This window comes from Nocardiopsis sp. iso_186 (assembly GCF_056173365.1).
This window is the reverse complement of sequence record NZ_CM149670.1, coordinates 5234107-5260197: the sequence shown is the minus strand read 5'-3', so window position 1 is coordinate 5260197 and position 26091 is coordinate 5234107. Positions and strand designations below refer to the sequence as shown.

The following is a 26091-nucleotide window of genomic DNA, read 5'->3' as shown; positions in this document are numbered from 1 at the left end:
CCGTTTGGGCATCATCACGGTTATGACCGCACGGCACTGGCCTCTGTTCGCGCTCACCCTCCGCACCGAACGCCTCGAACTGCGTCTGCCGACCCTTGCCGAGCTGGACGAATTGGCCCAGGTCGCTGCCGAGGGCGTTCACGATCCCGAGCAGATGCCTTTCCAGGTCCCCTGGACCGACGCTTCGCCCCAGCAGCGGGCCCGAAGCGTCATGCAGTACCACTGGCTGAAACTCGCGGAGTGGACCCCTGCGGCGTGGTCGCTCCAGCTGGCTGTTTTCGAGGCCGGCCGGGTGGTCGGTGTCCAGGAGGTCGGTGCCAGGGACTTCGCGGTGACCCGCGAGGTCAAAACGGGATCCTGGTTGGGCAGGGCGCACCAGGGGCGCGGGATCGGTACCGAGATGCGTGCGGCGGTCCTGGAGTTGGCGTTCGCCGGGCTCGGCGCGCAGGTGGCGCGCACATCGGTCTTCTCCGACAACGAGCGTTCGATGGCCGTGTCGCGCAGGCTCGGTTACCGCGGTGATGGCGGCTTCCGTATCGGCGTTCAAGGACGCATGGTCAGCGGGCATCGCCTGGTACTGGAGCGTTCGGACTGGGAGCACCACCGAAGGGGGCGGACCTGCATCGACGCCCTCGACGCGTGCAAGGAGAGGTTCGGTCTTCGCTAGCATCGTATTTCTGACAATCTGTCGTCAATAAGATGACGGTCGGCTTGGAAAGCGACAGCGGGATTCAGTACCGTCGCCAGATGAAAAGCGCAGAAACCGTCGCCCCCGCAGTCGAGGCGCTCATCCAGAACCTTCCCAAGGTCGAACTTCACGTTCACTTGGAAGGTTCGATGCAGCCGGCCACCTTTCTGGAACTGGTCCGCAAGTACGACGTCCCCGGGCTGCCCCGATCGTTGAAGGAGGTCGGGGACTACTACGAATTCCGTGACTTCCCGCACTTCATCGACGTCTACATCGCCTCGGTGCAGGTGCTGCGGGAGGAAGCCGACTTCGCGCTGCTGACCCGTGACGTCGCCGCGCGCCTGGCCGCCCAGAACGTCCGCTACGCCGAGTTGCACGTCAGCCTGTACAACCACCTGGTCCGCGGAGTCCCCGCCTCCGTGGTCTTCGCCGGGATCGAGCACGGCCGCCGCGATGCCGAGCGCGAGCACGGCATCCGGTTGCGCTGGATCCCCGACTTCCCCGGCGACTTCGGCGTAGAGGCGGGGGAGCAGACCCTGGACGCGGTTCTCGCAGACGGCCCGCCCAGCGTTGTGGGCTTCGGCGTCGGGGGGATCGAGGTGGGTCGGACCCCGTTCAAGGGGATCTATGCACGCGCCCGCGCAGCAGGACTGCACAGCATTCCGCACGCCGGCGAGAACGGCGGGCCCGAGCGGGTGTGGGAGGCGCTCACGACCCTGGGCGCCGAGCGCATCGGGCACGGTATCGACAGCATGCAGGACCCCCGGCTGGTGGAGCACCTGAGCCGGCACCAGATCCCGGTGGACGTCTCACCGACCTCCAACCTGCGGACCCGGGCCATCGCCTCGATCGAGGAGCACCCGTTGCCGCGCATGCTCGACGCGGGCCTGCTGGTCACCCTCAACAGCGACGACCCGCCCATGTTCGGTACCGACCTGGTCAACGAGTACCGCACCGCGCACATCCTCGGCCTGGACGGCGCGGACCTGGCCCGACTGGCGCGCAACGGCGTCGCGGCCGCGTTCTTGGAACCGGCGGACAAGAGGGCGCTCTCCGCCGAGATCGACGCCGTACTGGCCGACTCCCAGCCGGCCTGATCGGGCGGTGCCGTCGCGCGGAAACTCCGCGCGACGACACCGGACAACGACTCAGGGGGCCGGAGCGGTCTCGCTCTGGGCTGCCACGCCGGCATCTCCGCACTGGTCCCGGTATCCCTCGAAGGACGCCAGCCCGCGCTCGGCGGCCGGTCCGTCGCTCAGGATCGGGACGCCGCCCTCGATCTGGCCGGGAAGCCACTCGTCCTCGATGATCCGGTCGCCCTCCAAGGTCAGTCGGAGTACACCGGTCTCGGCGGTGGGGCCGTCGAAGTTGTAGAAGACGAAGTTGCCCAGCCCGTAGTGCACGTAGGAGTCGCCCATATATCCGCCGGGGCTCACCACGTGGGCATGCCCACCGACAACAGCGGTCGCGCCCGCACCGATGAGTTGCCGTGCGAGGTCGGGGGCGTGCGGCAACGGGCAGTGATCGCCCTCGCGTCCCCAGTGCAGGAAGACGATGACGGCGTCGGCCTCGGCCTTGGCGTCCTGGACCGCCTGGATCGCGCGCGGCAGCATCTCGCCCTTGGTGCTGGCCAGGCCGGGCTTGCCCGCACCGGCCGTCCACTCCGTCATCAGGTGGTCGTCGAGGACATCGGTGGCGCCGATGACCGCCAGCGTGTTGCCGTTGACCTCGAAGATCTCGGGAGAGTACGCCCCGTCGGCGTCGAGGCCCGCTCCTACCAGGGGGAATCCCGCAGCCTCGGCGTTGTTCAGGGTGTCGGCGAGACCATCCGGACCGAAGTCCATGCCGTGGTTGTTGGCCAGGGTGGCCACGTTCACCCCGGCCTCCTGCAGCGCGGTGAAAACGGTGTCCGGCGCGCGGAAGGCGAATTCCTTCCCTGGGGCCTGGGTGCCGCCGTCGGTGACCGCCGTCTCCAGGTTGACCATGCTCACGTCGGCCTCCTGGAAGACCTCCGCGACCGGCCCCAGCGCACCGGCGGGGTCGGCGTCGAGTCGCTGACGCAGCATGCCCTCGAACATGACGTCACCGCCGATGGCAACGGTGTAGGGCTGCCGTGCGGCCTCCGATGGGCTCGGGGTCGCGGAGGCTGCTGGTGTCGATGCGGCCGCCGTCTCGATGGGGACCGGTTCGTCGCCGTCTCCACACGCGGTGGCGAGGGCGGTCGTTGCGACGAGCAGTGCTCCGAGGCGCAACGGGCGGCCGTAGGGGGCGAAAGGGCGGGGGGCAGGGGACACAAGGACTCCTGGAAGGAATGGGTTGACCAGCTAGGAGATTGGACGTCCGGGGTGAGGCGTTAGTTGCCGTCCGGCCCCCCATGAGTCCCATTCGTTACTGGTGACAAGGGGTGCCGCGGCGCTGGGAGGAGGGGGTGGTCGTGCGCGATCCTAGCCGCGGACGGGCTTGTCGCGGGAGTAGATGGCACAGGTCGGTCATCGTGCAGGAAAATCAGGTGTCCTCTGCTCGGCGGCATGCAGGGTGCGGCGGCAGGTGTCAGGGTGGGGGTGTCCGACACCCCTTAACTGTAGAAGTTCGTTTTCTTGATCAATTCCAGTTAGTGGCATAGGGTTACGTGCATGGACGACGCCGCCACCCTTCGCGGAGCCGGGCTGCGGGTGACCGCGGCGCGGCTCGCGATCCTGGACGCGGTCCGCACGGGCAACCACCTGGACGCCGAGCACATCGCGCACGCAGTCCGGGGCAGGGTCGGGCATGTGTCCACCCAAGCGGTGTACGACGGCCTGCACGCCCTTACGGACACGGGGTTGGTCCGCCGGATCGAACCAGCTGGTTCTCCCGCGCGGTACGAGACCAGGGTCGGCGACAACCACCACCATCTCGTCTGCCGCCTCTGCAAGGGGGTAACCGACATCGACTGCGTGGCTGGAGCGGCGCCCTGCCTGGAGCCCTCCCAGTCGCACGGTTATCTGATCGACGAGGCCGAGGTGGTGTTCTGGGGCGTTTGCCCCGACTGCCGTTCAGGCACGGGAGAGGCCCCGAATGCATCCGAGCCGTCCGCCGTCCCGCGCGGCTGACGGTTCCTTCGGGTCCTGCCCACAGACGACCGCCGGATTTTCCCGGCGGGCACAGGTTCATACGAGGCCAGCTTCACCAGAAAGGCGCGAGCAATGGTTGCTTACAGCACCGACGACGCCGGTATCCCGGCACCCCACGACGGGCTCTCGCAGTCCGTCGGCCCCAACGGCCCCCTCCTGCTCCAGGACCACTACCTGATCCAGAAGCTGGCGCACTTCGACCGCGAGCGGGTCCCGGAGCGCGTGGTGCACGCCAAGGGCGGCGGTGCTTACGGCGAGCTCGAGATCACCGAGGACGTCAGCCAGTACACCCGCGCGGGCCTCTTCCAGAAGGGGAAGAAGACCCCGCTGCTGCTGCGCTTCTCCAGTGTCGCCGGCGAGCTCGGCAGCCCCGACTCCGCCCGTGACCCCCGCGGGTTCGCGCTGAAGTTCTACACCGAGGAGGGCAACTACGACCTCGTCGGCAACAACACGCCGATCTTCTTCGTGCGTGACCCCTCCAAGTTCCCCGACTTCATCCACTCCCAGAAGCGTCGTGCCGACAACCAGCTGCGCGACAACAACAACCAGTGGGACTTCTGGACGCTCAACCCGGAGTCGGCCCACCAGGTCACGTTCCTGATGACCGACCGCGGTACCCCGAAGAACTGGCGCCACGTACACGGCTTCGGCAGCCACACCTTCCTCTGGTACAACGCCGCCGGTGAGAAGTTCTGGGTCAAGTACCACTTCAAGACCGACCAGGGGATCGAGAACCTGACCGCGGGTGAGGCCAAGGCCCTGGAGGCCGAGGACCCCGACGCGTTCCGCCGCGACCTGTGGAACGCCATCGAGAAGGGCGACCACCCCTCCTGGACCGTCAACATCCAGGTCATGCCGTTCGAAGACGCCGCTGACTACCGGTTCAACCCGTTCGACCTGACCAAGATCTGGCCGCACGCGGACTACCCCGAGATCACCATCGGCAAGTTCACCCTGAACCGGAACCCGCAGAACTACTTCGCCGAGCTGGAGCAGTCCGCCTTCCAGCCCTCGAACCTGGTGCCCGGCATCGGTGCCAGCCCGGACAAGATGCTTCAGGGCCGGCTGTTCTCCTACCCGGACACCCAGCGCTACCGCATCGGGCCGAACTACCTGCACCTGCCGGTGAACCGGCCTCTGTCGCCGGTCAACACCTACAACCGCGACGGTGCCATGACCTATCACGCCACACCGGACCCGGTCTACGCCCCCAACACGGTCGGCGGCCCGGTGGCCGACGAGTCGCTGTTCCAGGGCGCTGACTACCACGTGGCAGGCGAGATCGTGCGCTCCGCGTACGAACTGCACAAGGAAGACGACGACTTCAGCCAGCCCCGCGCACTGTGGGAGAACGTCCTCTCCGAGACCGACCGCGCCAACCTGGTGAGCAATGTCGTGGGCCATGCCTCGGCTCCCGAGGTGACCGCCGACATGAAGAAGCGCGTCGTGGAGTACTGGACGAACATCCACCCGGACCTGGGCGGTGGCGTCGCCAAGGGACTGGGCGTCCAGGGCTAGACACGCCTGCGCCGTTCGGAGCTTCTGACGGCCCCGGGCACGGACCCGGTCGGGGATCAGCTGATCCCCGACCGGGTCTTCGTGTTTTCCGCCCCCGACGGCGGGTTCCAGGGACTTCACCGGCCCGCGCCCCGGTCGGCCCCGACGCTTTTCAGGGTTAATTTACCGATTGAGGCTTTTGGTAAATATGGAGGGTTTTCATGTTTTATTGACCGGTGGATTCGATGTCCACTGCTAATTTGCGAAGAAAATTAGTAATCAGTGGTCCGGGTTTCGGTCCTCAATTCAGAGGGTTCTTCGAGCAATGCGGGCCATGGCCTCTTTGATGCCCCCGTCGCCATGTAGGGTCGTTCTGACTAGGGGAAAGATGGAAGCTCCAGCCGTTAAGCGGCAACCGTCCAGCTTTCGAGGGGATTTGAACAAAAATTCCCGACGTCCCACAGAAAGCTGCTAGCGTTGCGGACCGTCAGCAAATGAGAGCGCAATGTTGCGTTATCTCCGGCGACTCGTACCGGTAATCGGTCGGTTGGCTGCTGTCATAAGAAAAAGGCTAAATCCCCCAGGCTTCCAGTATTGGGTTTGCGATTCACGATCCCGCTCGTGGTGACGCTATGCCCTCAAGTGGTTACGTCTCGTAACGCAGTCAGCGAAAGGCCATGCCTGAACATGCGTAAGAAAATGCTCGCCACCGCCTCCACCGCCCTGCTCACCGCAGGTCTGGTCGGTGGCTTTGCCCCCTTCGCCCTCGCCGACCAGGTGACCAGCGGTTCCGGCAGCATCGCCGGCGGCAACCAGGTCAACGTCCCGGTGGACATCGAAGCCGCGATCTGCGGAAACTCCTTGGCGGTCCTGGGAATCTCCCAGGCCCAGTGCACCAAGGTCTCCCGGGTCGTCTACGCCGCCAGCGACGAGGGCAAGAGCGCCCAGAAGACCAGCGGTTCGGGCAGCATCGCCGGCGGCAACCAGATCAACATCCCGGTTGACACCGCCGTGGACGTCTGCGGCAACTCCATCGCCGTGGCCGGCCTGTCCCAGGCCAAGTGCACCAAGGTGGTCGAGGAGATCGCCGAGAGCTCCACCACCACGCAGCAGACCAGCGGTTCGGGCAGCATCGCCGGCGGCAACCAGGTCAACATCCCGATCAACGTCGCCCTCGACATCTGCGGCAACTCGGTGTCGGTCCTGGGGGTCTCCAAGGCCGAGTGCACCACCATCGTCAACATCATCCACGCCGCGCCGGAGAACGAGGGCGGCGCCGGTGAAGGGTCCGAGGGCGGTCAGCAGACCGACGGTTCGGGCAGCATCGGCGGCGGCAACCAGGTGAACATCCCCGTGGACACCGCCGTCAAGGTCTGCGGCAACGCCATCAGCGTGCTGGGCATCGGCGAGTCCGAGTGCGTCGAGAAGATCAGCCAGGACAAGCCCGAGAAGCCCGAGAAGCCCGAGGAGCCCAAGCCCTCCGAGACCCCGGAGAAGCCCAAGCCCTCCGAGAAGCCCGAAGACCCCGACGGCGAGCGCGAGGAGCCCGAGGGCCCCGGTGAGCCCGAGGGGCCGGGGGACACCGACAAGCCCGAGCCCCCGGCCGACGAGAAGCCCGTCGCCTCCGGTGGTCTCCCGGTGACCGGAGCCGCCCTCGGCGGCCTGGTGGCAGCCGCGGTCGCGGCCGTCGGCGGTGGCGGTGCGGCGATGTACCTCAGCCGTAAGAAGAAGGCCGCCGCCGCGGCCTCCGAGAGCTAGCCCGTACTCCTGCCTCCCATCTCATCTCGCGCGTAGCGTGTGCCCCCCGACAAACCGGTCGGGGGGCACACGCGCGTTGCAGGAAGGTGTCATGCGCATGTGACGCCGTGGTTCACCGCCTCCGCCTTCGGAGGGGGTGCTGCGCAGGGGGCGGAGGAGTCTCATAGCCTCAAGGGGTGCTCCGCGTTCTGATCTCACCCCGGATGCTGGCGTTCCACGCGCTGGTTCTGCTGGTCATTCCCTCTTTCATCGTGCTCGGCCAGTGGCAGTACGACCGCTCGGTGCTCAAGTCCGAGGCGGTCGCGTTGCAGGAGGCCAACCTGAGTGCCGCTCCGGTCCCGGTGGAGGAGTTGGCCCAGGTCGGTGCCGGCTTGCCGCGTGAGGACCGGTGGCGTTCGGTCACCGCCACCGGAACCTTCGATTCCGAGCACGAACTCCTGGTCCGCAACCGCGACGGTGCGCGCGGGGTCGGTCTCTACGTCGTCACGCCGCTGGTCACGTCCGAAGGCACCGGGCTGCTGGTCAACCGGGGGTGGGTGCCCCAGCCCCCCACGTTCACGGAACAGCCGGAGGTCCCTGCGCCGCCCGCCGGTGAAGTGACCGTCACCGGGCGGCTCCAGTTCTCCGAGACGCCCGAGAACACCGGGATCCGGGTTCGGGACGGGCTGCCCGAAGGGCAGATCATGCTTATCGACGTGGACGCCATCGCCGGGACGGTCCCTTATCCGCTCTACGGGGGCTTCGCCGAATTGACCGATCAGGAGCCGGTCTCCGATCCGGCACCCGAGCGGGTCCCGGTGCCGGAGGTTGACACCGGCATGAACTTCTCCTACGCGGTCCAATGGTGGGTGTTCTCGTTGATCGCGGTCGTGGGCTGGGTCTTTCTGGTCCGGCGCGAACTCAAGGATGCCGAGAACGGCACCGCCGGTCCGCCCGCGTCGGGCTCCGGCCCCGATCCCGGACCGCCTCCGAGCACCGGTCCGCGGACGGGGCCGCCTGCCAAGATGGGCGCATGACCGATGACCTGATGGACGCCGCCGTCGAACGGATCGCACGCCGCGCACCCGGCGCGGGGGAGAGTGCCAGCGCAAGCCGGGTGTGGTGGGAACGTGAGGCCGACGATTACCAGGCCGAGCACGGTGCGTTCCTCGGCGACGCCGAATTCGTATGGGGTCCGGAAGGTCTGACCGAGTCCGCGGCCCGACTCCTGGGCGACCCCGCGGACCTGGCCGGCGGCCGGGTGTTGGAGATCGGCTGCGGGGCCGGGCAGTGCGGGCGGTGGTTGCGCGGACAGGGAGCGACCGAGGTGGTCGGCATCGATGTCTCTCTGCGCCAGCTCCACCATTCCCGCCGTATCGACGAGGCGACCGGGTGCCGGTTGGCAACGGCCCAGGCCGATGCCCAGTTGTTGCCCTTCGCCGACGCCGCCTTCGATGCGGTGTGCTCTTCCTACGGGGCGTTTCCCTTCATTCCCGACGCCGCCGCCGCGCTTCGCGAGACGGCCCGGGTGCTGCGCCCCGGTGGCCGACTGGCTTTCTCCGTCAGCCATCCCGTCCGCTGGTGCTTTCCGGACTCGCCCGGTGAGGAAGGGTTGCGGGTGCGCGACTCCTACTTCGACCGCCGCGCCTATGTCGAGGAGGACGAACAGGGGCGCGCGCTGTACGTGGAGTCGCACCAGACGGTCGGCGACTGGGTGCGGGCGATCAGTGGGGCGGGGCTGTTCCTGACCGATCTCGTCGAGCCTGAATGGCCTGCGGACAACACCGAGGTCTGGGGTGGCTGGAGTCCACTCAGGGGGAAACTGATCCCTGGAACCGCGATCTTCGCAGCCCGCAAACCGGAAGGGGCCTAGCCCGGTGAAACTCAAGCTCGACCTGCACGACGTCTACAACCGGGGCTCCGACATCGATCGTGCTCTGCGCGATGTCATCAACGAAGCCGTGCGCACCAAGGCCAAGACGGTGGAGATCATTCCGGGAAAGGGCTCCGGGCAGCTGAAGAAGCGGGTGCTGCGCTTCCTGGAATCCAAGGAGATCAAGCCGCTCTACCACCGGGTGGAGAAAGACTCCAAGAACTTCGGCCGGCTGTTCGTGCACTTCAAGCACTGAGAAAGCCGGCTGGTCCGGGCGTGGCCGCTTGCTGGTCGGGGTGGCGTCAACGCTTTGATGGCCCGGTCCTTCTGCTCGACGCGGCCCGAATGCAGCGACTGCCCCGGGGGGTTTCCCGCCGGGGCAGTCGCTATTGACAGCGGGAAAACGCTGTGACTATCGTCACGGGAAGCGCTTTCCGGGAAAGTCTGCCCCCCTCTTCCCCCATAGCGAGGACCGCGCACGTCATGCCCTCGGCCGGGGCGAGGACGGGTGCGCTCCCGCGGCAAGGAGCCCTGATGCGACGGACGATCGGCTACGGCCTCGCCCTGTCGATGCCTGTACTCCTCCTGGCGGCCGGTGCCGTCGCGGCCGACGAGAGGCCCGCGCCGGACGTCTCGCCCAGCGCCGAGCGGGTTGCCCGCCAGGTACTGGGACCCGACGACGGCTGGGCCTCCGCAGGAGCCGGGACCACCGGCGGCTCCGCTGCCACCGCGGACCAGGTGCACGTCGTCAGCGACTACGCCCAACTGCAGGCCGCGCTGGCCGGCGGACGCGCCAACGACACCCCCAAGATCGTCTTCATCGACGGCACCATCGACGCCAACACCGACGAGCAGGGCCGACCGGTCAGCTGCGACCACTACGCCGACCCCGATTACGACTTCGCCGCCTACCTCGCCGAGTACGGTCCCGAGAACTGGGGGACCGACGAAGAGCCGCACGGCCCCCTTGAGGACGCCCGCGCCAGGTCCCAGGACAATCAGGGCGAGCAGATCATCTTCGAGATCGGTTCCAACACCACCCTCATCGGCCTGGGTGACGACGCCCGGCTGCTCGGCGCGCAGATGATGGTCGAGAGCGTCCACAACGTCATCATCCGCAACATCTCCTTCGAGAACGCCTACGACTGCTTCCCGCAGTGGGATCCCACCGACACCGCCGTGGGCAACTGGAACTCCGAGTTCGACAACGTCTCGGTGCGCCGTTCGACCAACGTCTGGATCGACCACAACGAGTTCAGCGACGGCGACCTGCTCGACCGGGACCTCCCGGAGTACCTCGGCCGCGAGTACCAGCAGCACGACGGGCTCCTGGACATCACGCACGGGGCCGACCTGGTCACCGTGTCCTACAACCATCTGTACGACCACGACAAGACCATGCTCATCGGAAGTACCGACTCGCCCACCCACGACGTCGGCAAACTCCGGGTCACCCTGCACCACAACAAATGGGAGGACATCCTCCAGCGCGCGCCCCGAGTGCGCTACGGCCAGGTCCACATCTACAACAACCATTACGTGATTCCCCGGACCCCGCCGGGCGAGAAGGTCTACGAGTACTCCTGGGGCGTCGGCGTGGAGTCCCAGATCTACGCGGAGAACAACTACTTCGAGGCCTACCGCGAGTTCGACCCGGCCGAGGTCATCGCGCACTGGAAGGGCACCGCGATGCATGAGTCGGGGACCTACCTCAACGGCAGCGCGCCCAGGCACCGGGTGAGCCTGCTCGACGCCTACAACGCGGCCCGAGAGCCCGTCATCGGTTCCGGGGTCTCCTGGACGCCGGCCCATCACAACCGGATCGACCCGACGCGATCGGTGCCGGCCACGGTCCGCAAGGCGGGGACCGGCCAGATCCTCTGAGGCCGGCCGAGCGGCTTCGCCCCTGACGATTCCCCTGAGCAGCGCCCCTGGTGTCTCCCCTCCGCCGGGGGCGCTCGCACGTCGTACACGCGAACCGGCCCCGTCGCCTATGGGGTCGGGGCCGGTTCGGCCACAGGTCAGTCCAGCGGTTTGCGCAGGTGAAAGATCCACGCGGGCGGCAGGTTGAGCAGGATGCGGTCCGTGCCGATCCCGTAGCGGTTCACCCACTCCTCGACGACCCAGCTCGACTGGGCCTGGCGCAGGTACTGCTCGCGCGGCGCGATGACCGCCTTGATCTCCTTGGTGTAGAGGTAACCGAAGAAGGACAGGCGTCCGCCGGGACGAAGCACGGTGAAGTAATAGTCCAGGATCGTGCGGACCTCATCGGCGGTGAAGTTGGCGAAAGGCAGTCCGGAGATGATCGTGTCGAAGCGGCGGTCGGTTCCCAGGTCGTTCACCAGGGCGGTGTGCACGGTCGTACGGTCGCTGGCGTTGCTGAAGACCGGGTCGGTCTTCACCATTTCCTCAAGGTGCCGGGTGAAGCGCGGGTTCGCCTCCACCATGTCGAGGGTGTCGCCCTCGCGCATGTGCGCGGCGATAGCCCGGGACACCGGCCCGGTTCCCGAACCGGCCTCCAGGATGTTGATCGGGGCGGTCGGGTCGTCCCGTTGGGTGACGAAGCGGGTCAGTGCAGTGGACAGTGCCGTTCCACTGGGTGCGATCGCACCCGTCGCGCGAAACGTCTGAAATGCCTGCTGGATGAATAATCCGGCGTCACGCAGTCGGTGGTCGAGGCGCAGGGGCTCAAAAGGGCTCTGGGTCGCTGCCATAGAAGAACGCTACTGCCTGTCCCGTTAAGACGGTGGTTAGTTGATCGTCCGTTTTTCTCCCACTGCGTCGATACGGGCTGGTGGGGCTGTTCCCATCTCCCCACCGAACAGAAGGCGGCAACGGTCCTGTTCGGGCGCGTCGAGAAAACCGTCGTGGGCGGGACCTGCCGGATGGGGGCGGACACGGACGTGCCCCGGCCGCCAGAGCATGAGGATCCCGTGGTTTCGGGACCGTGCAACCGATGGCCAAGCGGATAGCATTGCCGACTATGAGTGACCACCGGACCCATCCCCGTACCGCTCTGATCACCGGTGCCTCCACCGGTATCGGGGAGGAGTACGCTCGCCAACTCGCCGAGCGCGGCTTCGCGCTCGTACTGGTCGCACGCCGCGCCGAGGCCCTCTCCGCGCTCGCGGCCGAGCTCTCTGCGCAATACGGCGTGGTGGTCGAGGAGATCCCCGCGGACCTCACCGACCCCGACTCCCTGGCCGTGGTCGAGGAGCGGCTGCGTGTCGGGGAGGGAGGCGAGCTCACACCGATCGACCTGCTGGTCAACAACGCAGGACAGGGCCACGGAGGCGAGTTCGCCAGGCAGGACCCCGCGGACGTGCAGAGCACGATCGCGCTCAACATCACCGCCCTGACCAAGCTCGCGCACGCGGTGCTCCCCGTTCAGATCGAGCGCTCGAACGCCACGAGCGGCCGACGGCCGCTCGGGGGCCCCAACCGGTCGTCGGCCGTGGAGGGGCGGCAGCTGCTCGGGATCATCAACGTCGCCTCGATCGCCGGACTGATGCCGTCCTCGCCGGGCGGTGCGATCTACGCGGCCACCAAGGCGTACGTCCTCTCGTTCTCCGAGACGGTGGCCGTCGAGGCCAGTCGCAACGGAGTCCGGGTCACCGCCGTGGTCCCCGGTTACGTGCGCACCGACATGAGCCGGTACGCCCAGGAGGCCGGTGTCCCCGACATCGGCTTCGTCGCCAAGGACCACGTGGTCTCCGAGTCGCTGCGCGCGTGGGCGGCCGGCCGTTCCCGTGTGGTTCCGGGGCCGCAGTACAAGGTCGCCAGTGGTCTGCTCGGGGTGTTTCCCCGCGGACTTTTCAGCGCGGTCGCCGACCGGTTCACCCGGTAACGGTCTCCGACCCGCGGGCGGGGGCCAGAAGCGGGTGATGGAGTGTGGGCGTATCCCCCTGAACATGCCTTTTTCGTTCTCCGATGTGACACCGGTTCAGTTCCTATCGGACGGTCCGGGTCACGCCGGGGGACGGCTGCGCCTAATGTAGAAGGGCACGTAGTCGAGGAAAGTGATCATGAAGACCTTCGAAGAGCTGTTCGCCGAGCTGTCCGAGAAGGCGCGCACCCGACCCGAGAACTCGGGCACGGTCGCCCAGCTCGACGCCGGCGTGCACGCGATCGGAAAGAAGGTCGTCGAGGAGGCCGCAGAGGTCTGGATGGCCGCCGAGTACCAATCGGACGACGAAGCCGCCGAAGAGATCTCCCAGCTCCTCTACCACCTCCAGGTTCTGATGCTGGCGCGCGGGTTGCGCCTTGAGGACGTCTACAAGCATCTGTAGGCCGGCCTCGCGCTTTGCCCGCGCAGACCGGCCCCGCCGTGGCGTCCGTCCAGCAGGCTTTGAACCAGGAAGCAGAGGAACACCTCCAATGCCCGATCAGCTCCGTATCGCCGTGCCCAACAAGGGGCAGCTCTCCGAACCCGCGAGCGCCATGCTGCGCGAGGCGGGTTACCGCCAGCGCAAGGACTCCCGCGAGCTCGTCCTCATCGATCCCGAGAACCGCACCGAGTTCTTCTTCCTGCGCCCCAAGGACATCGCCGTCTATGTCGGCGAAGGCATCCTGCAGGCCGGGATCACCGGTCGCGACATGCTTCTGGACTCCGGTGCGCCGGCAGAGGAGATCCTGCCGCTGGGCTTCGGGCACTCGACCTTCCGGTTCGCCGCACGCGGCGGAGCCTCGATGAAGGTCGAGGACCTCGCCGGCAAACGCATCGCCACCTCGTTCGAAGGACTGCTGGAGGGATACCTTCGGCAGCGCGGAATCGACGCCCGGGTGATCCACCTGGACGGCGCGGTCGAGAGTTCCATCCAGTTGGGTGTGGCCGACGCGGTCGCCGACGTCGTCTCCACCGGCACCACGTTGCGTCAGGCGGGGCTGGAGATCTTCGGGGACCCGATCCTGGAGTCCGAGGCCGTCGTCATCGGCAGGCAGGGCATCGAGGACGATCCTGGTGTGCAGCAGTTGCTGCGCCGGTTGCGCGGGGTGCTGGTGGCCCGCGACTACGTGATGATGGACTACGACGTGAACGCCGAGCGCCTCGACGACGCGTCCGCGCTCACCCCCGGTATGGAGGGTCCCACGGTCTCCCCGCTGCACCGGGAGGGCTGGGTCGCCGTCCGTGCCATGGTTCCGCGGCGCGACGCCCAGCGCATCATGGACGACCTCTGGCAGATCGGCGCCCGCGCGATCCTGGTCACCGATATTTACGCCTGCCGTCTGTAGGCCGTCGAAAGGTCCTGCGCCTGATGCGGTTCCCCGCCCAGCCCCCCGAGCCCGCCATTGTCGAGCGCGCGACGGGGGTGACGGGCGGGGAGCTGGTCCTGCGGAGAGTCGGTGACCACTACGAGATCATCAGCAACGGCGTTTTCCTCATGGACACCCGTGACGGTTCCTCCGAGCGTGCGCTGGTGCGCGCCTCGCTGGCAGTGCTGCCCCCCGATCGCGTCAACCTGACGGTGCTGGTCGGGGGGCTGGGCGTGGGCTTCTCCGCCGCCGAGGCCCTGGCCTGCGACCGGGTCGCGCACGTGCAGGTGGTCGAGCTGGAGCCGCAGGTCATCGCCTGGCACTCCGGACCGCTCGGTGCGGTGGCGGGGCACCTGCCCGAGGAGCCTCGGTGTCGCATCACCCGCGCGGACCTGGTCGAGTGGCTGTCCGCGGCCGAGGGATCCTTCGACGCGATCTGCCTGGACATCGACAACGGCCCGGACTGGACCGTCGTCGAGAGCAACGGACTGCTCTACGAGCCGGCCGCACTTGACCGGCTGGCCGCCATCACCGCGCCGCAAGGCGTCGTGGCGTTCTGGAGTGCGATGCCCGCCCCCGGGTTCGCCCGGCTGCTGCGCGAGCGCTTCGGTGCGGTCGAGGCGATCGAGGTTCCGGCCCCCAGGGGTACCCCCGACCTGGTCTACCTGGCCCGTTCCGAGGACTGAGGGCATCGTCGGGCTCCCCGGCAGGGCTGCGGACGAAGGTTCCGGGCGCGGGTGGCCGTCCTGCGAACCGGTTCGCAGGACGGCCACCCGACGGCGGGGCGCAAGCCGACGGGTCCGGCTCCGTGGAGTGCTGTGTCAGGACGTACGGGACAGGACCGCCGGAGAATTTGCGGCCGGACCGTCCCGGCGCGAGCAGAAGGGGTCGTCGTCCGTGTGGGACGGCGACCCCTTCAGGGCTCTTTGGGGTCAGACCGGCGCGTCGGTCTCGCCCTCTTCCTTGTCCTTGGCGATCTGGGCGCGGACCTCGTCCATGTCCAGCTCGCGGGCCTGCTTGATCAGGTCCTCAAGAGCAGCCTCGGGCAGCGCGCCCGGCTGCGAGTAGATGACCGTCTTCTCGCGCACGATCATCAGGGTCGGGATCGACCGGATGTCGAAGCTTGCGGCGAGCTCCTGCTCCGCTTCGGTGTCGATCTTGGCGAAGGTGAGGTCGTCGTGCTTCTCGGCGGCCTTCTGGAAGGTCGGGGCGAACGCCTTGCACGGCCCGCACCAGGACGCCCAGAAGTCGATGAGGACGAAGTCCTTCTGCTCCAACGTCTCGTTGAAGTTTTCCTTGGTCAGCTCGATGGTGCCCACAAAATCTCCTGCGCTCGGGTCTCTGCTCTCTTCTAGAGCGGTCCTGCCCCCAGTTTTGTTCCACAAGCCCCCTGCGCGAAGGAAAGCGCGCGAGGCGCGGCGGACTGCGGTGGGTCGTCCCCGGGAAAACGCCCTAACACCACCGAGTTGGGAGGAAAACCCGTTCGTGCGTACATTCGAGCACAGAGGGGGCAGGTCAGTGCGCCCACGAGGCGAGAGCAGGGAGGTGGATCCGGTGTCGCATCCGCCGCCGTCGGGGGGAGAAGAGAACGGCGGCAGCGAACCCGACTACCGATTCACCCTTGCCAACGAGCGGACGTTCCTCGCCTGGATCCGCACCGCCCTGGCCCTGATCGCCGGAGCCGTCGCGGTACTGCACCTGGTGCCATTGGAGTGGAACACCTCGCTCCAGCTCACGCTTGGTCTGGCCCTTGCCGGACTGGCGGTGGTCATCACCGCCTACGCGCCCCTGCGCTGGCTGCGGGTGCAACGCGCCATGCGTATGGACCGTCCGCTGCCCACCAGTCCGCTGCCGTTGATCACCGCGGTCGGGGTCGCCCTGGTCTGTGCGGTCGTCATCGCCGGGAACTACTGGCCGTGAGAACCCGGCCGGATCGCGACCGTGGGTTGCAGCCCGAACGCACGCTGCTGTCCTGGCAGCGCACGGTCTTCTTGCTGGTCGGTGTCGCGTTGCTCTATCTGCGCGGGCCGTTGGTGGCGACCGGCGAGGCGTTCACCGCGCAACTGGTGAGCCGGGCGTTACCGGTTCTGGCCGTCGCCCTGGTGGCCGTCGTGGTCATCGTGCACCTGCGGCGGCGGTGGCGCCGGACCGATCACGGACTGCTCGACGACGCCACCGGATCGCCGCCGGCCCCGCTGGCGCGGCCCTGGGCGATTCTGCTCATCAGTGGTTCGGTGATCCTGCTCAGCACCGCGGTCGTGCTGACCGCGGTGCCGGGATGACGGGCCGGCCCGGTTGCGGCGGCGCCGACCCGTGGCTCAGGCCACCGCAACCTCGGGGGCGGGTGAGGCGACGGGTACGGCGGGCTGCCCGTGCGCGATGATCGAGGTGATGATGTCGTCCAGCCTGCGGCTCGGACGGTAGTCGATCAGTTTTCCGGCCAGCGTCGTGTCGGGCATGCGCCGTCGCATGTCCTCGTACCCCTCTCCGTACGCCTCGTCGTAGGGAACGTACTCGATGGTGCTGGTCGAACCGGTCAGTTCGATCACGCGCTCGGCGAGGCCGCGGATCGAGATCTCTTCCAACCCGCCCAGATTGACCGCCTGGTTGTAGGCCGCAGGGGTCTCCATGAGCTGTACGACGGCCGGGACGACGTCGAAGACCGACCCGAAGCAGCGTCGCTGCGCACCGTCGCCGTAAACGGTGATGGGCTCGCCGGCGAGTGCCTGGGAGACGAAGCGCGGTACGACCATGCCGTAGCGGCCGGTCTGGCGCGGACCGACGATGTTGAAGAACCGGGTGATGACCGTGGGCAGACCGGTCTCCTGGCCGTAGACGTAGGCCACGAGCTCGTCGAGGCCTTTGGCCGCGGCGTAGGACCAGCGGCTCTTCAGTGCGGACCCCAGGATGCGGTCCGAGTCCTCGGTCAGGCCGTCGGCGTCGTTCTTGCCGTAGACCTCGCTGGTGGAGGCCACCATGACCCGCGCACCGTGCGCGGCGGCCGCCTCCACCACGTTCTCCGTCCCGTGCAGGTTGGTGCGCAACGACTGCAGCGGCCGGTCCACGATGGTGTGGACCCCGACCGCCGCCGCCAGGTGGAACACGGTGTCGCAATCGCTGATGAGGTCGTTGACCAGTCCCTTGTCCAGGATCGAGCCCTTGACCAGTTCGAAGGAACTGTTGTCCCGGAGCTGCTTGAGGTTCGTCTCGGAACCGGTTGACAGGTCGTCCAGCACCACGATCCGGTGTCCGCGGGCGACCAGGTAGTCGCTCAGGTGCGAGCCGATGAATCCGGCGCCGCCGGTGACCACTGCTTTCACGTGCATCTCTCCAAGGGAGCTGGTGGAATTTCTGGGACTTCTCGAACTTCGCCGAATCGGGCAGAGGTCCGTGGTGATGCGCGACCGGGAGTTCAGGTCAGCAACCGGAGCGTGTGGTAGCCCTCGGCGAGGGCCACCCCCGTCTGCATGCCGCGTAGGGCGGCCAGGCTGCGCAGGGTCGTCTCGGATCGGGTGTGCGGGTGCTGGTGGGCCTGGGTGCAGTAGAGCCCCATGGCTTTGACCTTCGCTGAGAGGTGTTCCTCGGTCAGTTCCACGAGGAGGTTCGGCGACGGGACGGCGTCGTAACGCCACTGGTCGGCAGCCTCCTCATAGGCCAGTACGACCCGGGGGTGGTGGCGGAGGCTGTTATTGGAGGGGCGCAGCGCGGTGTGCGCGGCCTCGGCTGTGACCTGGTGATCCTGGTTGTAGCTCGTCCAATGCGGTGTGATCACGACGGTCGGCCGCAGCGTCGCGATGGACAACGGACTGTGCTGCTCGATCGTGTTGGCGAGTTCGAACCGGGGAATACGGTCCAGTTTCAGGTGGTATTCGTCGCCCGGGAAGGCGATCTCCCAACCGTCCCACTCGAAGAAGTCCGCTACCTGCTTGATCTCGCTGTACCGCTCCTGGGCCGTCGAGATGCCCCTCGCCGAGTTGTCGGCGGTGTCCCCGACCGTCATGAATTGGACGTAGACCTCTGCTCCAGCCTCTTTGGCCTTGGCCATCAGGCCCCCGCACCCAAGTGTCTCGTCGTCTGGATGAGGGGCGAGGATAAGGAGGCGTTCCCGCTGCCAGTCGATCGTCATTCCACGTCCTTCACGGTTGTCGAACTCGGGGGATGGTCGGTCGGGCGCGTGCGGTGGGGGACACGAGAACCTGCGGTTGCGAGGGCGGACAGGTGTCAGGCGCCGGCCCCGCACGAACGGGCGGCCCGGACCAGCTCCATGCCTTCGGGTCCGGCGTTGAAGAGCAGGTCCAGCGCGGCCATCCGCGGCAGGAACGCCCGGTTGTGCCGGTTGGCTTGGTGATATTCGGGGTGGTTGAAGTTCTGCCACTCGACGGCCACCCCGTGGTGTTCGAAGACCGCGGGGTTGACGTAGCCTTTGGCGCCGTCGCCCGACAGCATGGTCGTGGCCCCGACCTTCGTGCTGATCTGGGCGAGGAGCTCGCTCTTTTGGCCTGGGAATTCGCCCAGTTCACTGGAACGCATCACGGGGGTCGCGATGTCGAACGCGTCCAGGACGAAGCGGGTGGTGGTCAGGGACAGGTTGACCAGGTTCTTCCACTCCGTGGTGTACACGTCTGCGAATGCCTCTCCGAAGTCGCCGTGAAATGGGGCGCTTCGATAGCAGTGCTCGACCAGGGTGCGCCGGTGTTTTTCGCGCCAATCGGAGTCATTATTGATAGATTTGTCCATTATTCGCTCGTCCCGGCTGCGTTGGATTACCGGGACGGTGAGCAGTAGTGGACCATTCTTTGACGCCACATAGTTGCGATGCTGCCACCCTTTGCGTTCGAACTGGACGTGGTCCAGGACGATGAACAGATCGCACCGGTCGATCTTGTCCAGGAGTCCCAGCCAGGGCAGATAGTGAGGCTGGTGCATGGCGACGCGCACGGTGGTTCCCTTTCGCGGCGGTGTCTGTGACGCACTGTGTCCGGTGGCGGGGGTGCCGGGCCGGCCCGGCACGTGGCCGTCTCCATCCTCACGCCGGGCAAGGTTATTTAGTTCTCAAGTCATATCTTTGTGACTTTTGGCTCCGACTCATCATCAAATACGAGGAAAAATCGTGCAGCTCCACCTGCGGCGAAGAAAGGTCCTTCGGATATTGGATCAATGGGGCAGACTGGTCGCAAGCCCGATGCTTGCGATTCCCGTGGCCTGATCAGGTCGCAAAGTCCGGTGAACTAACACCTTGGGCGAAACGTCAACTTAACGACCACTTGTCGATTATTGCTGGCCCGAAACCTGTTACCACCGGAGGTTCTCCAGTGCGCACCGCGCGTTTCCTCGGAAGTTGGCTGGCCGGTCTGACGGCGCTCTCCACCGGAGTTCTCCTCTTCTTATGGTGGCTGGACTTCGTGCTCGGAGCCGGCGCCGCAGGCACGCCTGCCGTCCTGCTGCTGTGGATCGCCTTCGGCGTCAACCTGTTGGTCTGGTCCCTGATCGGCCTGCTGCGCCTGGGCGACGAGGCGATCCATCGGGTCAGGGGCGGTGGGGGAGCCCCGGCCCGTCACCGGGCCTCGGTCCGTCGTACCGATGCGGCGCGGGAGCGGGTGCTGGTGGGGACGGGCGGTGGTACGCACCGTGGCCAGCACGTTTTTGCCACCGGGGGCGAGGCCGGTGTCGCCGGCGAGTGGCCGGGAACCGATGGTCGGGCCGCGGCCGCGGCCGCACACCAGACGATCTCGCTGGCCGTCGTCATCCCCGCGCACAACGAGGAACCCGTCATCGACGGCGCGATCAAGTCGGCCCTGCGGCTGTTCAACCGCTGGGACATCTACGTCGTGTCCGACAGTTCCAGGGACGCCACCGCCGACATCGCCGCGGAGACCGGTGTCAACGTCCTCGAACTCCTCACCAACCGCGGGAAAGCCGGAGCCATCGAGGCGGTCATCCAGGAATTCGACCTGACCGAAAACTACGACGGTGTAGTGATCTTGGACGCCGACACCGTGCTGGACGAGAACTACGTCAAGGGCGCGCGCCGCCAGCTCGCCGACCCCACGGTGGCCGCAGTGGCCGGATTCGTCGTCGCCGAGTGGAAGCCACAGGAGAGAAGCGTCGTCGGCCGGCTCATCTCGGCCTACCGGGACCGCCTCTACTGGCTCTTGCAATACTTGATCCGGTTCGGGCAGACCTGGCGTTTCACCAGCGCGACCTTCATCGTGCCGGGGTTTGCCAGCGTCTACCGCAGCAGCGTGCTCAAACAATTGGAGATCAACCCCAAGGGGTTGGTCATCGAAGACTTCAACATGACGTTCGAGGTGCATCACAAACGCTTGGGGCGTATCTCGATGCGTCCGGACACCAAGGCCTACTCCCAGGACCCGTTCAGTCTCGGCGACTACACCAGCCAGGTCCGCCGTTGGAGCCTGGGGTTCTGGCAGACGGTCCGGCGCCACGGGATCTGGCCGAGCCTGTTCTGGTTCGCGCTGTTCTTCTACATCCTCGAAGTGGTGTTCGTCGCGCTCGCCCTCATCGCCACCGCACTGGTCGGCCTGTTCGTGCTGCTTCCGATGCTCACCGGCAGTGCGGTTCTGGGTATCGACTGGTACGCCGACAGTTACGCGACGGTGACCGCCGTACTGCCGCTGAGCGCCATCGCGGTCGGTCTGTTCGTGCCCGACTACATCCTGACCTGCGTCATCGCGACGGTTCGTCGCCGTCCCAGCTACCTCTTCTACGGGCTGTTCTTCCTGCCCGTCCGGTTGCTGGATTCCTGGTTGACCCTGCGCACCATCCCCCAGGCGTGGACCGCGCGATCGGACGGTCGGTGGAAGAGCCCCACGCGCAAGGCACTCAATAGCTGATCGGACGCCCCGATCAGGGGGCGCCCGGAACGACGCTTAGGCTCAGTGGGCAAGAGGTCTCGCGGTCGGGTCCCAGCAGGTGACCGCCGCGAGGCCGTATCCGTTTCCGATTGCCGCAAGTGTCGAGGTGTCCCCGTTGGGCAAGAAACGTCTTCCCTTCACGCTGTACCGCGTGTTGGCCTACATCACGTCGGTCTGGCTGCTGCTCCTGACCTTCCTGGCGATGCCGGCCAAATACCTTGTCGGCGAGAGCGCGCGCTTCTCGCTCGTGGGAGCCCCCGCAGGAACGGAGCGGTGGTTCGGCGACGACACCCCGCTGATGATGTTCATCGCGGTCCCGCACGGCTACATCTACATGGCCTTCGTGCTGGTAGTGCTCTGGTTGTCGCTGAACCGCCGGTGGAGCGCACCCAAGACCGTCGGCGTGATGCTCTCGGGGACCATTCCGGTGGTCGGTTTCTTCGTCGAGCGGCGGGTGGCCGCCACAGAGCAGGCGGCGATGGACGCGGAGGCCGCGTCCCCTGCTCCTGCTCAGTCGGTGACCGCGCCTGCTGCTGAGGGCTGAGGGCCGGCAGACCCGTGGCCGTCCTCCGATCCGTCCGCCGCTCGCCGGTCTGCCAGTTCCCGGCGTACCAGGGAGGCCCAGAACGCAAGTGCGGCGACGGCGAACACCCACCACTGTGCGGCATAGCTGAGGTTCCTGAAATTCCAGGAGATCTCCTCAGGGGGCTGCGGCGGCGGAATTTCACGCAGTCCCTCGGCGGCGCCCGCGGTCGGTGCGGGGGTCTGCCCGGCCAGGGTGACGTAACCCTCGTAGAGCCGATAAGGCCATTCGTTGACCAGCAGGGCAGGAGCGATCCTGGCGACCTGCCCGTCGGGCACCGACATCGCGGTGTAGCCCTTCTCGACCTCGTTCTGTGGTGGCAGCAGCCAGCCCTCGACCGTCACCTCTCCCTCTGCGGCCGGCGGGGGGGCGTCCGCGGCTTCGGCCGGCAGCCAGCCGCGGTTCACGATCACCGCGGTGTCTCCGGAAGTCACCAGCGGGGTGATGACGTAATACCCCTCCTGCCCCTCGGGCGACAGCGCGGGCGCGAGCAACTGCGCGTTTGTGTCGAACGCCCCGGTTGCCCGCACGGCCTCGTTGGCCAGGCTCTGGGGCATGTAGTCGCCCGGGGCGAGCAGGTCCTCGATGGCGTCGGCCTGGTTCAGGTCCTCGACCGGATTGGTGATGGTCGCCCGGTCGGGCTGCTGGGCACTCTGGTACTGCCAATAGCCGAAGCTGATGCAGCACAGCACGGCGAGCAGTGCCGTCAGGTGGATGCCCAGCCAGTTGGGCCGCAGAAGGGGAAAGCGCACGTGCCCAGGCTATGTCCGACACGTGAGCGGGGAAGCGGGACCCCCTGTTGTGCGTTCGGCGACCGACTTGGCGTTGTATAGAGACGCGAGTGGCGATTACTTTAAGTAATTCGCTGTGACGTAGGGTTGTCTTGCCAGGTGGACTGTGGGTAATCTAGCTACCAGAGCGGGAGAGATACAACGAAAAAACCCGCTACGTGAACTTTTTGAGGCCACGACTCCTGGGGGGAGGAGTCGCAGGCCGTTCCCAGAGCGAGGGTCGTCTCCGTGGTTTCGAGGGGGGACATGGAGCCGGTCTTCGCGTACACATCGGTCGCCGTCTGCGGAATTGGGGGATTTCGCGGACGGCGGCCGATGGTGTTTTTCGGGGTGGGCCCGACGGTTCCCGAGTGGGAAAACCGAGTGCGGTCCCGGCCCGCGAGAAGTTACGGTTGCCCGGTCACATATGCTCTCGCACCCGCGGTCGCTTCAGATCCCGGACGCGAGACGGACGAGGGCAAAGGAGGTACCGCCATGGCACGCACGCGCAACAGCCTGCTCGGGATGGGTGGGCAGCGCAAGAAGCTGTCCAGGACGGACCTGAAGGGCGCCGACGCGGCAGCCGGCGGCAACGGGTCGGATCCGCTGGCGCACAAACGCGAACTGCTGGAGAAGCTCAAGGAGCAGGCCGCCAAGAAGGCCGACCAGAGCGGGGAGTCCGGCGCGAAGAAGTGACGTGATCCGTGCCCGGGCCGCCGTCGTGTGGGCCCGGGCACTCGGCGTTTGCGGACGTGGTCGGTCCTGTCCCGCCATAGCGTTTGTTCGCCCTGAAAAGTGTTGATTTCTCCTCCCTTTCAGGCCGCTCGCATGTGACCTGGTGGGACGGTTGACAGTGGGGTTCGCCGGCCGGTGACGGCCGCACCGGACGGGGCGGTTCGGCCGAATCTGCCCGCCTGGGCCGGTAGCGTGGCGAATTCCGGGGCCTTTACTCGGGCCCGCCCACGTCAGTGCCGCGTGGAGGAGGGAACCCCCATGACCAGTCCGCTACTCCCGGCCGACCCGTCCGGCGTCGGCGGTTACGAACTGCTCGCCCGCATCGGTCAGGGCGGTCAGGGTGTCGTCTACCTCGGGCGCGCTCCCGGTGGCGGGAAACCCGTCGCGATCAAGGTGATGAGCGGCTCCTGGGCGACCGACGACCGGCTGCGCCACCGCTTCGTCAAAGAGGTCGAAGCAACCTCCCGGGTCGCGGCCTTCTGCACGGCTGCCGTGCTCGACCAGGACGTGGACGCCGACCCGCCCTACATCGTCAGCGAGTACATCGAAGGACCCTCGCTGCGCGAGGCGGTTCTGGGCGAGGGGCCGCACACCGGTACCGCGCTGGACCGCCTCGCCATCGCCACGGCCACAGCGCTGGTGGCGATTCACCAGGCCGACGTCGTGCACCGCGACTTCAAGCCGGCCAACGTGCTCCTCGGGCCGGACGGGCCCCGCGTGATCGACTTCGGGATCGCGCGGTCCACCGACGCCACCATCACCGCGACATCCTCCATCGTGGGGACACCCGCCTACATGGCGCCCGAGCAGGTACGCGGACACGAGGTCACCTTTGCCGCCGACGTCTTCGCCTGGGCCGGGGTCATGGTGTTCGCGGCGACCGGCGTCTCACCGTTCCAGGACGAGACCCTGCCGGCCGTGATCAACCGGGTCCTCAACGAGAGCCCCCGGCTCGACGGGGTGCCCGATCCCCTGCGCACCCTGTTGCAGGCATGTCTGAACAAGGAACCGGGGAGCCGGCCCACCGCGACCCAGGTGCTGGGGGTCCTGGTCGGGCACGAACCGGCCACGATCGCCTCCCTTCCCGTCGCGACGGTCCTCTCCCAGGGGTATACCGCCGCCACCAGCGCACAGCCCCGGATCGCCTCGACGGCAGCGCTACTGCTGTCCGGTCCTACCGGGGGGACCGCAGCCGCGCAGGAGCAGGGGGAAGCCCCACCGGCCACCGGTCTTGCCGGCCTGGCCGCCGCCACCCGCAGGTACGAGAAAGGGACGGTCGGCAGCCCCCTCCCCATTCCCAGTCCCACCACCGGTAGCAGGCCGATGCGCACGAGCAGTGGGCTCGCCGCCCTGGTGACCGGTGACGTCGCCGCTGGACGCGCCGCCACGCCTCCCCCGGACAGCGGGGCACTCCAGCGCGGCTCCGTTCCGGAGCGCGGACAGGCTCCGGTGACGGCCGCGCAATCCGTTGCCGCGCCGACCACCGGCCCTCTCCCGGCGGAACAGCCCACCGGTCGGTACCGAAGCACCCGATCAGGGGCAAGCGGTGGCCGGTCCAGAACCCTGTGGTCCTGGTCGCTTGCGGCCGGGCTGCTCGTGGTGGGCGGCTTGGTCGGCTGGACGCTCTACGGTCAGCTCACCGACTCCTCTGGCCGTTCGGAAGTCGAGTTCGTACGGGAGGACGTCGGGCCCGAGCCGTCCGCGCCCGAGCCCGCATCCGGTGTTCCGCCAGTGGTGGAGCCGAATCCGGGGGAGCAGGACGGCCCTGGTGCCACACCGGTACAGGAGTCGCCCTCCGCGCCCGCCTCCGAGCCGGATTACCCGCCTTCGCCCGGCGTTCCCAGCGAGGGCTCCGATTGGAGCACCCCGCCCGACGTGCCCGGAAGCCCGGGTGCCCCCGACTCCCCCGATGCGCCCGACGTGCCCGAAGAGCCGGAGATGCCGCCGGGAGGCCCCGATGGCACGGACGACACCGGTGTCCCCAGCGAACCCGACGCCCCTGATGCCGGCGGGGCGCCGCTCCCCCAGACCGGGGAGCTGACGGACTGATCGCCTGTCCCCCCGTTATGGGGGGTCATCCCTCCTCCGTACGTGGCACGGTGGGGAAAGCTCCTTGTGCACGTGGGGATACCGGTAGGCTTTCGGCCAGCTGTCCCAGGAGGTCACAGATGACCGTTGTTCCCCTTCAGTACCGTTTTGACGGGCCTCGGAACGCGCCCGTGGTGGTGCTCATTCCGGCACTCGGCGCGAAGTGGTCGATGTGGGAGCCGCAGATGCCCGAGCTCACCCGCAGTCTGCGGGTGCTGCGGGTCAACCACCGAGGCCACGGGGACTCGCCCGCGCCCAGCGGCGCCTACTCGCTGCAGGAACTGGGTGGGGACCTGTTGTCCCTGGTGGATCACTGCGAGCTGGAGCAGGTGTCGGTCGTCGGTGCCGGCCTGGGCGCCATGGTCGGGCTGTGGGCCGCCGCAGCGGAACCCTCCAGGGTGACCCGGTTGGCCCTCATGTCCTCCACCTCGTGGGCGCCGCGCGACCATCGCTGGAGACGCCTGGCCGCGGAGGCCAGGGCGTCAGGAACGGTCGGCGTCTCCGACGCCGTCACCCGCTCTTGGTTCACTCCGTTGTTCCGGGAGCAGCGGCCCGATATCGTCTCCCGTTTCGTCGAGGAGTTCGAGCGCGTCGGTTCAGACGGTTACGCCGGGTGCTGCGACGCGGTGTCCGACCTCGACCACCGTGCGATGGCGGCCAAAGTACAGGCGGCCACCCTCGTCGTCTCCGCTGCCCACGATCCGGAGACTCCCCCCGGACACGGTCGCCGTCTCGCCCGCGCCATCCCGGGCGCGCGGTTCGAACTGGTCAATGGTGCCGCTCATCTCGCCAACATCGAGCGCTCCGACAGGGTCAACGATCTCCTGATGTCCCACTTGGCCCCTGCACGGCTGTTTCCCGACAGCGATCAGTTCTGAT

The 26091-nt window shown here is 67.3% G+C and carries 27 protein-coding genes; 20 read left to right on the top strand and 7 right to left on the bottom strand.

Annotated features, from left to right (window positions below; translation table 11 throughout):
* Positions 1 to 22: 22 nt before the first annotated feature.
* Positions 23 to 667: a GNAT family N-acetyltransferase gene (locus AC0VYP_RS22905; RefSeq protein WP_475471776.1), complete on the top strand. Its 645-nt coding sequence runs from the start codon at positions 23 to 25 to the stop codon at positions 665 to 667.
* A gap of 80 nt (positions 668 to 747) precedes the next feature.
* A complete protein-coding gene (add, locus tag AC0VYP_RS22900; RefSeq protein WP_475471774.1) occupies positions 748 to 1785 on the top strand; it encodes an adenosine deaminase in 1038 nt (345 codons plus the stop codon).
* Positions 1786 to 1836: 51 nt separating this feature from the next.
* Here add and AC0VYP_RS22895 read toward each other — a convergent pair whose 3' ends face one another.
* Positions 1837 to 2982 (bottom strand): CapA family protein, encoded by a 1146-nt coding sequence (locus AC0VYP_RS22895; protein ID WP_475471773.1) that lies wholly within the window; start codon positions 2980 to 2982, stop codon positions 1837 to 1839.
* A 339-nt stretch (positions 2983 to 3321) separates the two neighbouring features.
* Between AC0VYP_RS22895 and AC0VYP_RS22890 the strand changes: the two genes are divergently transcribed.
* The 7 genes from AC0VYP_RS22890 to AC0VYP_RS22860 all read left to right on the top strand — a co-directional run bounded on the left by AC0VYP_RS22890 (position 3322) and on the right by AC0VYP_RS22860 (position 10792).
* Positions 3322 to 3780 (top strand): Fur family transcriptional regulator, encoded by a 459-nt coding sequence (locus tag AC0VYP_RS22890; RefSeq protein ID WP_285758266.1) that lies wholly within the window; start codon positions 3322 to 3324, stop codon positions 3778 to 3780.
* 93 nt (positions 3781 to 3873) lie between these two features.
* The gene (locus AC0VYP_RS22885) at positions 3874 to 5319 is read left to right on the top strand and encodes a catalase (RefSeq protein WP_285758267.1); all 1446 of its coding nucleotides are present in this window, start codon (positions 3874 to 3876) and stop codon (positions 5317 to 5319) included.
* 666 nt (positions 5320 to 5985) lie between these two features.
* On the top strand, positions 5986 to 7056 hold the full coding sequence (locus tag AC0VYP_RS22880; protein WP_475471771.1) for a chaplin family protein: 1071 nt from the start codon (positions 5986 to 5988) through the stop codon (positions 7054 to 7056).
* A gap of 176 nt (positions 7057 to 7232) precedes the next feature.
* Positions 7233 to 8072 carry an SURF1 family cytochrome oxidase biogenesis protein gene (locus tag AC0VYP_RS22875; RefSeq protein WP_475471769.1) on the top strand — a complete coding sequence of 280 codons (840 nt, stop codon included), beginning with the start codon at positions 7233 to 7235 and terminating at the stop codon, positions 8070 to 8072.
* On the top strand, positions 8069 to 8908 hold the full coding sequence (locus AC0VYP_RS22870) for a class I SAM-dependent methyltransferase (RefSeq protein ID WP_285758271.1): 840 nt from the start codon (positions 8069 to 8071) through the stop codon (positions 8906 to 8908). The genes AC0VYP_RS22875 and AC0VYP_RS22870 overlap by 4 nt, the downstream gene beginning before the upstream one ends.
* Before the next feature lie 4 nt (positions 8909 to 8912).
* Positions 8913 to 9164 carry a Smr/MutS family protein gene (locus AC0VYP_RS22865; protein ID WP_285758272.1) on the top strand — a complete coding sequence of 84 codons (252 nt, stop codon included), beginning with the start codon at positions 8913 to 8915 and terminating at the stop codon, positions 9162 to 9164.
* A gap of 278 nt (positions 9165 to 9442) precedes the next feature.
* Complete coding sequence (locus AC0VYP_RS22860) at positions 9443 to 10792, top strand: pectate lyase family protein (RefSeq protein ID WP_285758273.1); 1350 nt, start codon at positions 9443 to 9445, stop codon at positions 10790 to 10792.
* A gap of 137 nt (positions 10793 to 10929) precedes the next feature.
* On the opposite strand, the gene AC0VYP_RS22855 is transcribed toward AC0VYP_RS22860, so the two are convergent.
* The gene (locus tag AC0VYP_RS22855; RefSeq protein WP_285758276.1) at positions 10930 to 11622 is read right to left on the bottom strand and encodes a class I SAM-dependent methyltransferase; all 693 of its coding nucleotides are present in this window, start codon (positions 11620 to 11622) and stop codon (positions 10930 to 10932) included.
* A 269-nt stretch (positions 11623 to 11891) separates the two neighbouring features.
* Here AC0VYP_RS22855 and AC0VYP_RS22850 point away from each other — a divergent pair, with 269 nt between their 5' ends.
* The 4 genes from AC0VYP_RS22850 to AC0VYP_RS22835 all read left to right on the top strand — a co-directional run bounded on the left by AC0VYP_RS22850 (position 11892) and on the right by AC0VYP_RS22835 (position 14847).
* Complete coding sequence (locus AC0VYP_RS22850; protein WP_285758278.1) at positions 11892 to 12755, top strand: SDR family NAD(P)-dependent oxidoreductase; 864 nt, start codon at positions 11892 to 11894, stop codon at positions 12753 to 12755.
* 178 nt (positions 12756 to 12933) lie between these two features.
* The gene (locus tag AC0VYP_RS22845; RefSeq protein WP_285758279.1) at positions 12934 to 13197 is read left to right on the top strand and encodes a phosphoribosyl-ATP diphosphatase; all 264 of its coding nucleotides are present in this window, start codon (positions 12934 to 12936) and stop codon (positions 13195 to 13197) included.
* Positions 13198 to 13285: 88 nt separating this feature from the next.
* A complete protein-coding gene (gene hisG, locus AC0VYP_RS22840; RefSeq protein WP_285758281.1) occupies positions 13286 to 14140 on the top strand; it encodes an ATP phosphoribosyltransferase in 855 nt (284 codons plus the stop codon).
* Between the two features lie 23 nt (positions 14141 to 14163).
* Complete coding sequence (locus AC0VYP_RS22835) at positions 14164 to 14847, top strand: spermidine synthase family protein (RefSeq protein WP_475471765.1); 684 nt, start codon at positions 14164 to 14166, stop codon at positions 14845 to 14847.
* A gap of 246 nt (positions 14848 to 15093) precedes the next feature.
* Here the strand turns inward: AC0VYP_RS22835 and trxA are convergent, their stop codons facing one another.
* Positions 15094 to 15480: a thioredoxin gene (gene trxA, locus AC0VYP_RS22830; RefSeq protein ID WP_475471764.1), complete on the bottom strand. Its 387-nt coding sequence runs from the start codon at positions 15478 to 15480 to the stop codon at positions 15094 to 15096.
* Positions 15481 to 15715: 235 nt separating this feature from the next.
* Between trxA and AC0VYP_RS22825 the strand changes: the two genes are divergently transcribed.
* Both AC0VYP_RS22825 and AC0VYP_RS22820 read left to right on the top strand, forming a co-directional pair.
* Positions 15716 to 16081, top strand: coding sequence for a YidH family protein (locus tag AC0VYP_RS22825; RefSeq protein WP_475471763.1), 366 nt, complete (start codon positions 15716 to 15718; stop codon positions 16079 to 16081).
* On the top strand, positions 16078 to 16443 hold the full coding sequence (locus AC0VYP_RS22820; protein ID WP_285758288.1) for a DUF202 domain-containing protein: 366 nt from the start codon (positions 16078 to 16080) through the stop codon (positions 16441 to 16443). The genes AC0VYP_RS22825 and AC0VYP_RS22820 overlap by 4 nt, the downstream gene beginning before the upstream one ends.
* A 36-nt stretch (positions 16444 to 16479) precedes the next feature.
* Here the strand turns inward: AC0VYP_RS22820 and AC0VYP_RS22815 are convergent, their stop codons facing one another.
* From AC0VYP_RS22815 to AC0VYP_RS22805, 3 genes are all read right to left on the bottom strand, one after another.
* A complete protein-coding gene (locus AC0VYP_RS22815; protein ID WP_475471761.1) occupies positions 16480 to 17481 on the bottom strand; it encodes an NAD-dependent epimerase/dehydratase family protein in 1002 nt (333 codons plus the stop codon).
* A gap of 92 nt (positions 17482 to 17573) precedes the next feature.
* Positions 17574 to 18287, bottom strand: a complete 714-nt coding sequence (locus tag AC0VYP_RS22810) for a PIG-L deacetylase family protein (RefSeq protein WP_285758290.1) — start codon at positions 18285 to 18287, stop codon at positions 17574 to 17576.
* Positions 18288 to 18382: 95 nt separating this feature from the next.
* Entirely contained in the window at positions 18383 to 19099 is a 717-nt protein-coding gene (locus AC0VYP_RS22805) for a WbqC family protein (RefSeq protein ID WP_475471758.1), read from the bottom strand.
* Between the two features lie 374 nt (positions 19100 to 19473).
* Between AC0VYP_RS22805 and AC0VYP_RS22800 the strand changes: the two genes are divergently transcribed.
* Both AC0VYP_RS22800 and AC0VYP_RS22795 read left to right on the top strand, forming a co-directional pair.
* Positions 19474 to 21015 carry a glycosyltransferase family 2 protein gene (locus AC0VYP_RS22800; RefSeq protein WP_285758293.1) on the top strand — a complete coding sequence of 514 codons (1542 nt, stop codon included), beginning with the start codon at positions 19474 to 19476 and terminating at the stop codon, positions 21013 to 21015.
* A 136-nt stretch (positions 21016 to 21151) separates the two neighbouring features.
* Entirely contained in the window at positions 21152 to 21580 is a 429-nt protein-coding gene (locus AC0VYP_RS22795) for a DUF3817 domain-containing protein (protein WP_285758295.1), read from the top strand.
* On the opposite strand, the gene AC0VYP_RS22790 is transcribed toward AC0VYP_RS22795, so the two are convergent.
* Positions 21547 to 22371 carry an SURF1 family protein gene (locus AC0VYP_RS22790; protein WP_285758297.1) on the bottom strand — a complete coding sequence of 275 codons (825 nt, stop codon included), beginning with the start codon at positions 22369 to 22371 and terminating at the stop codon, positions 21547 to 21549. The two genes, AC0VYP_RS22795 and AC0VYP_RS22790, sit on opposite strands and share 34 nt — an antisense overlap.
* Before the next feature lie 513 nt (positions 22372 to 22884).
* Here AC0VYP_RS22790 and AC0VYP_RS22785 point away from each other — a divergent pair.
* The 3 genes from AC0VYP_RS22785 to AC0VYP_RS22775 all read left to right on the top strand — a co-directional run bounded on the left by AC0VYP_RS22785 (position 22885) and on the right by AC0VYP_RS22775 (position 26090).
* Positions 22885 to 23085 (top strand): DUF6243 family protein, encoded by a 201-nt coding sequence (locus AC0VYP_RS22785; protein ID WP_285758299.1) that lies wholly within the window; start codon positions 22885 to 22887, stop codon positions 23083 to 23085.
* 297 nt (positions 23086 to 23382) lie between these two features.
* Positions 23383 to 25173, top strand: a complete 1791-nt coding sequence (locus AC0VYP_RS22780; protein ID WP_475471755.1) for a serine/threonine-protein kinase — start codon at positions 23383 to 23385, stop codon at positions 25171 to 25173.
* A gap of 119 nt (positions 25174 to 25292) precedes the next feature.
* Positions 25293 to 26090, top strand: coding sequence for an alpha/beta fold hydrolase (locus AC0VYP_RS22775; protein WP_285758302.1), 798 nt, complete (start codon positions 25293 to 25295; stop codon positions 26088 to 26090).
* The last annotated feature ends 1 nt before the right edge of the window (position 26091 follow it).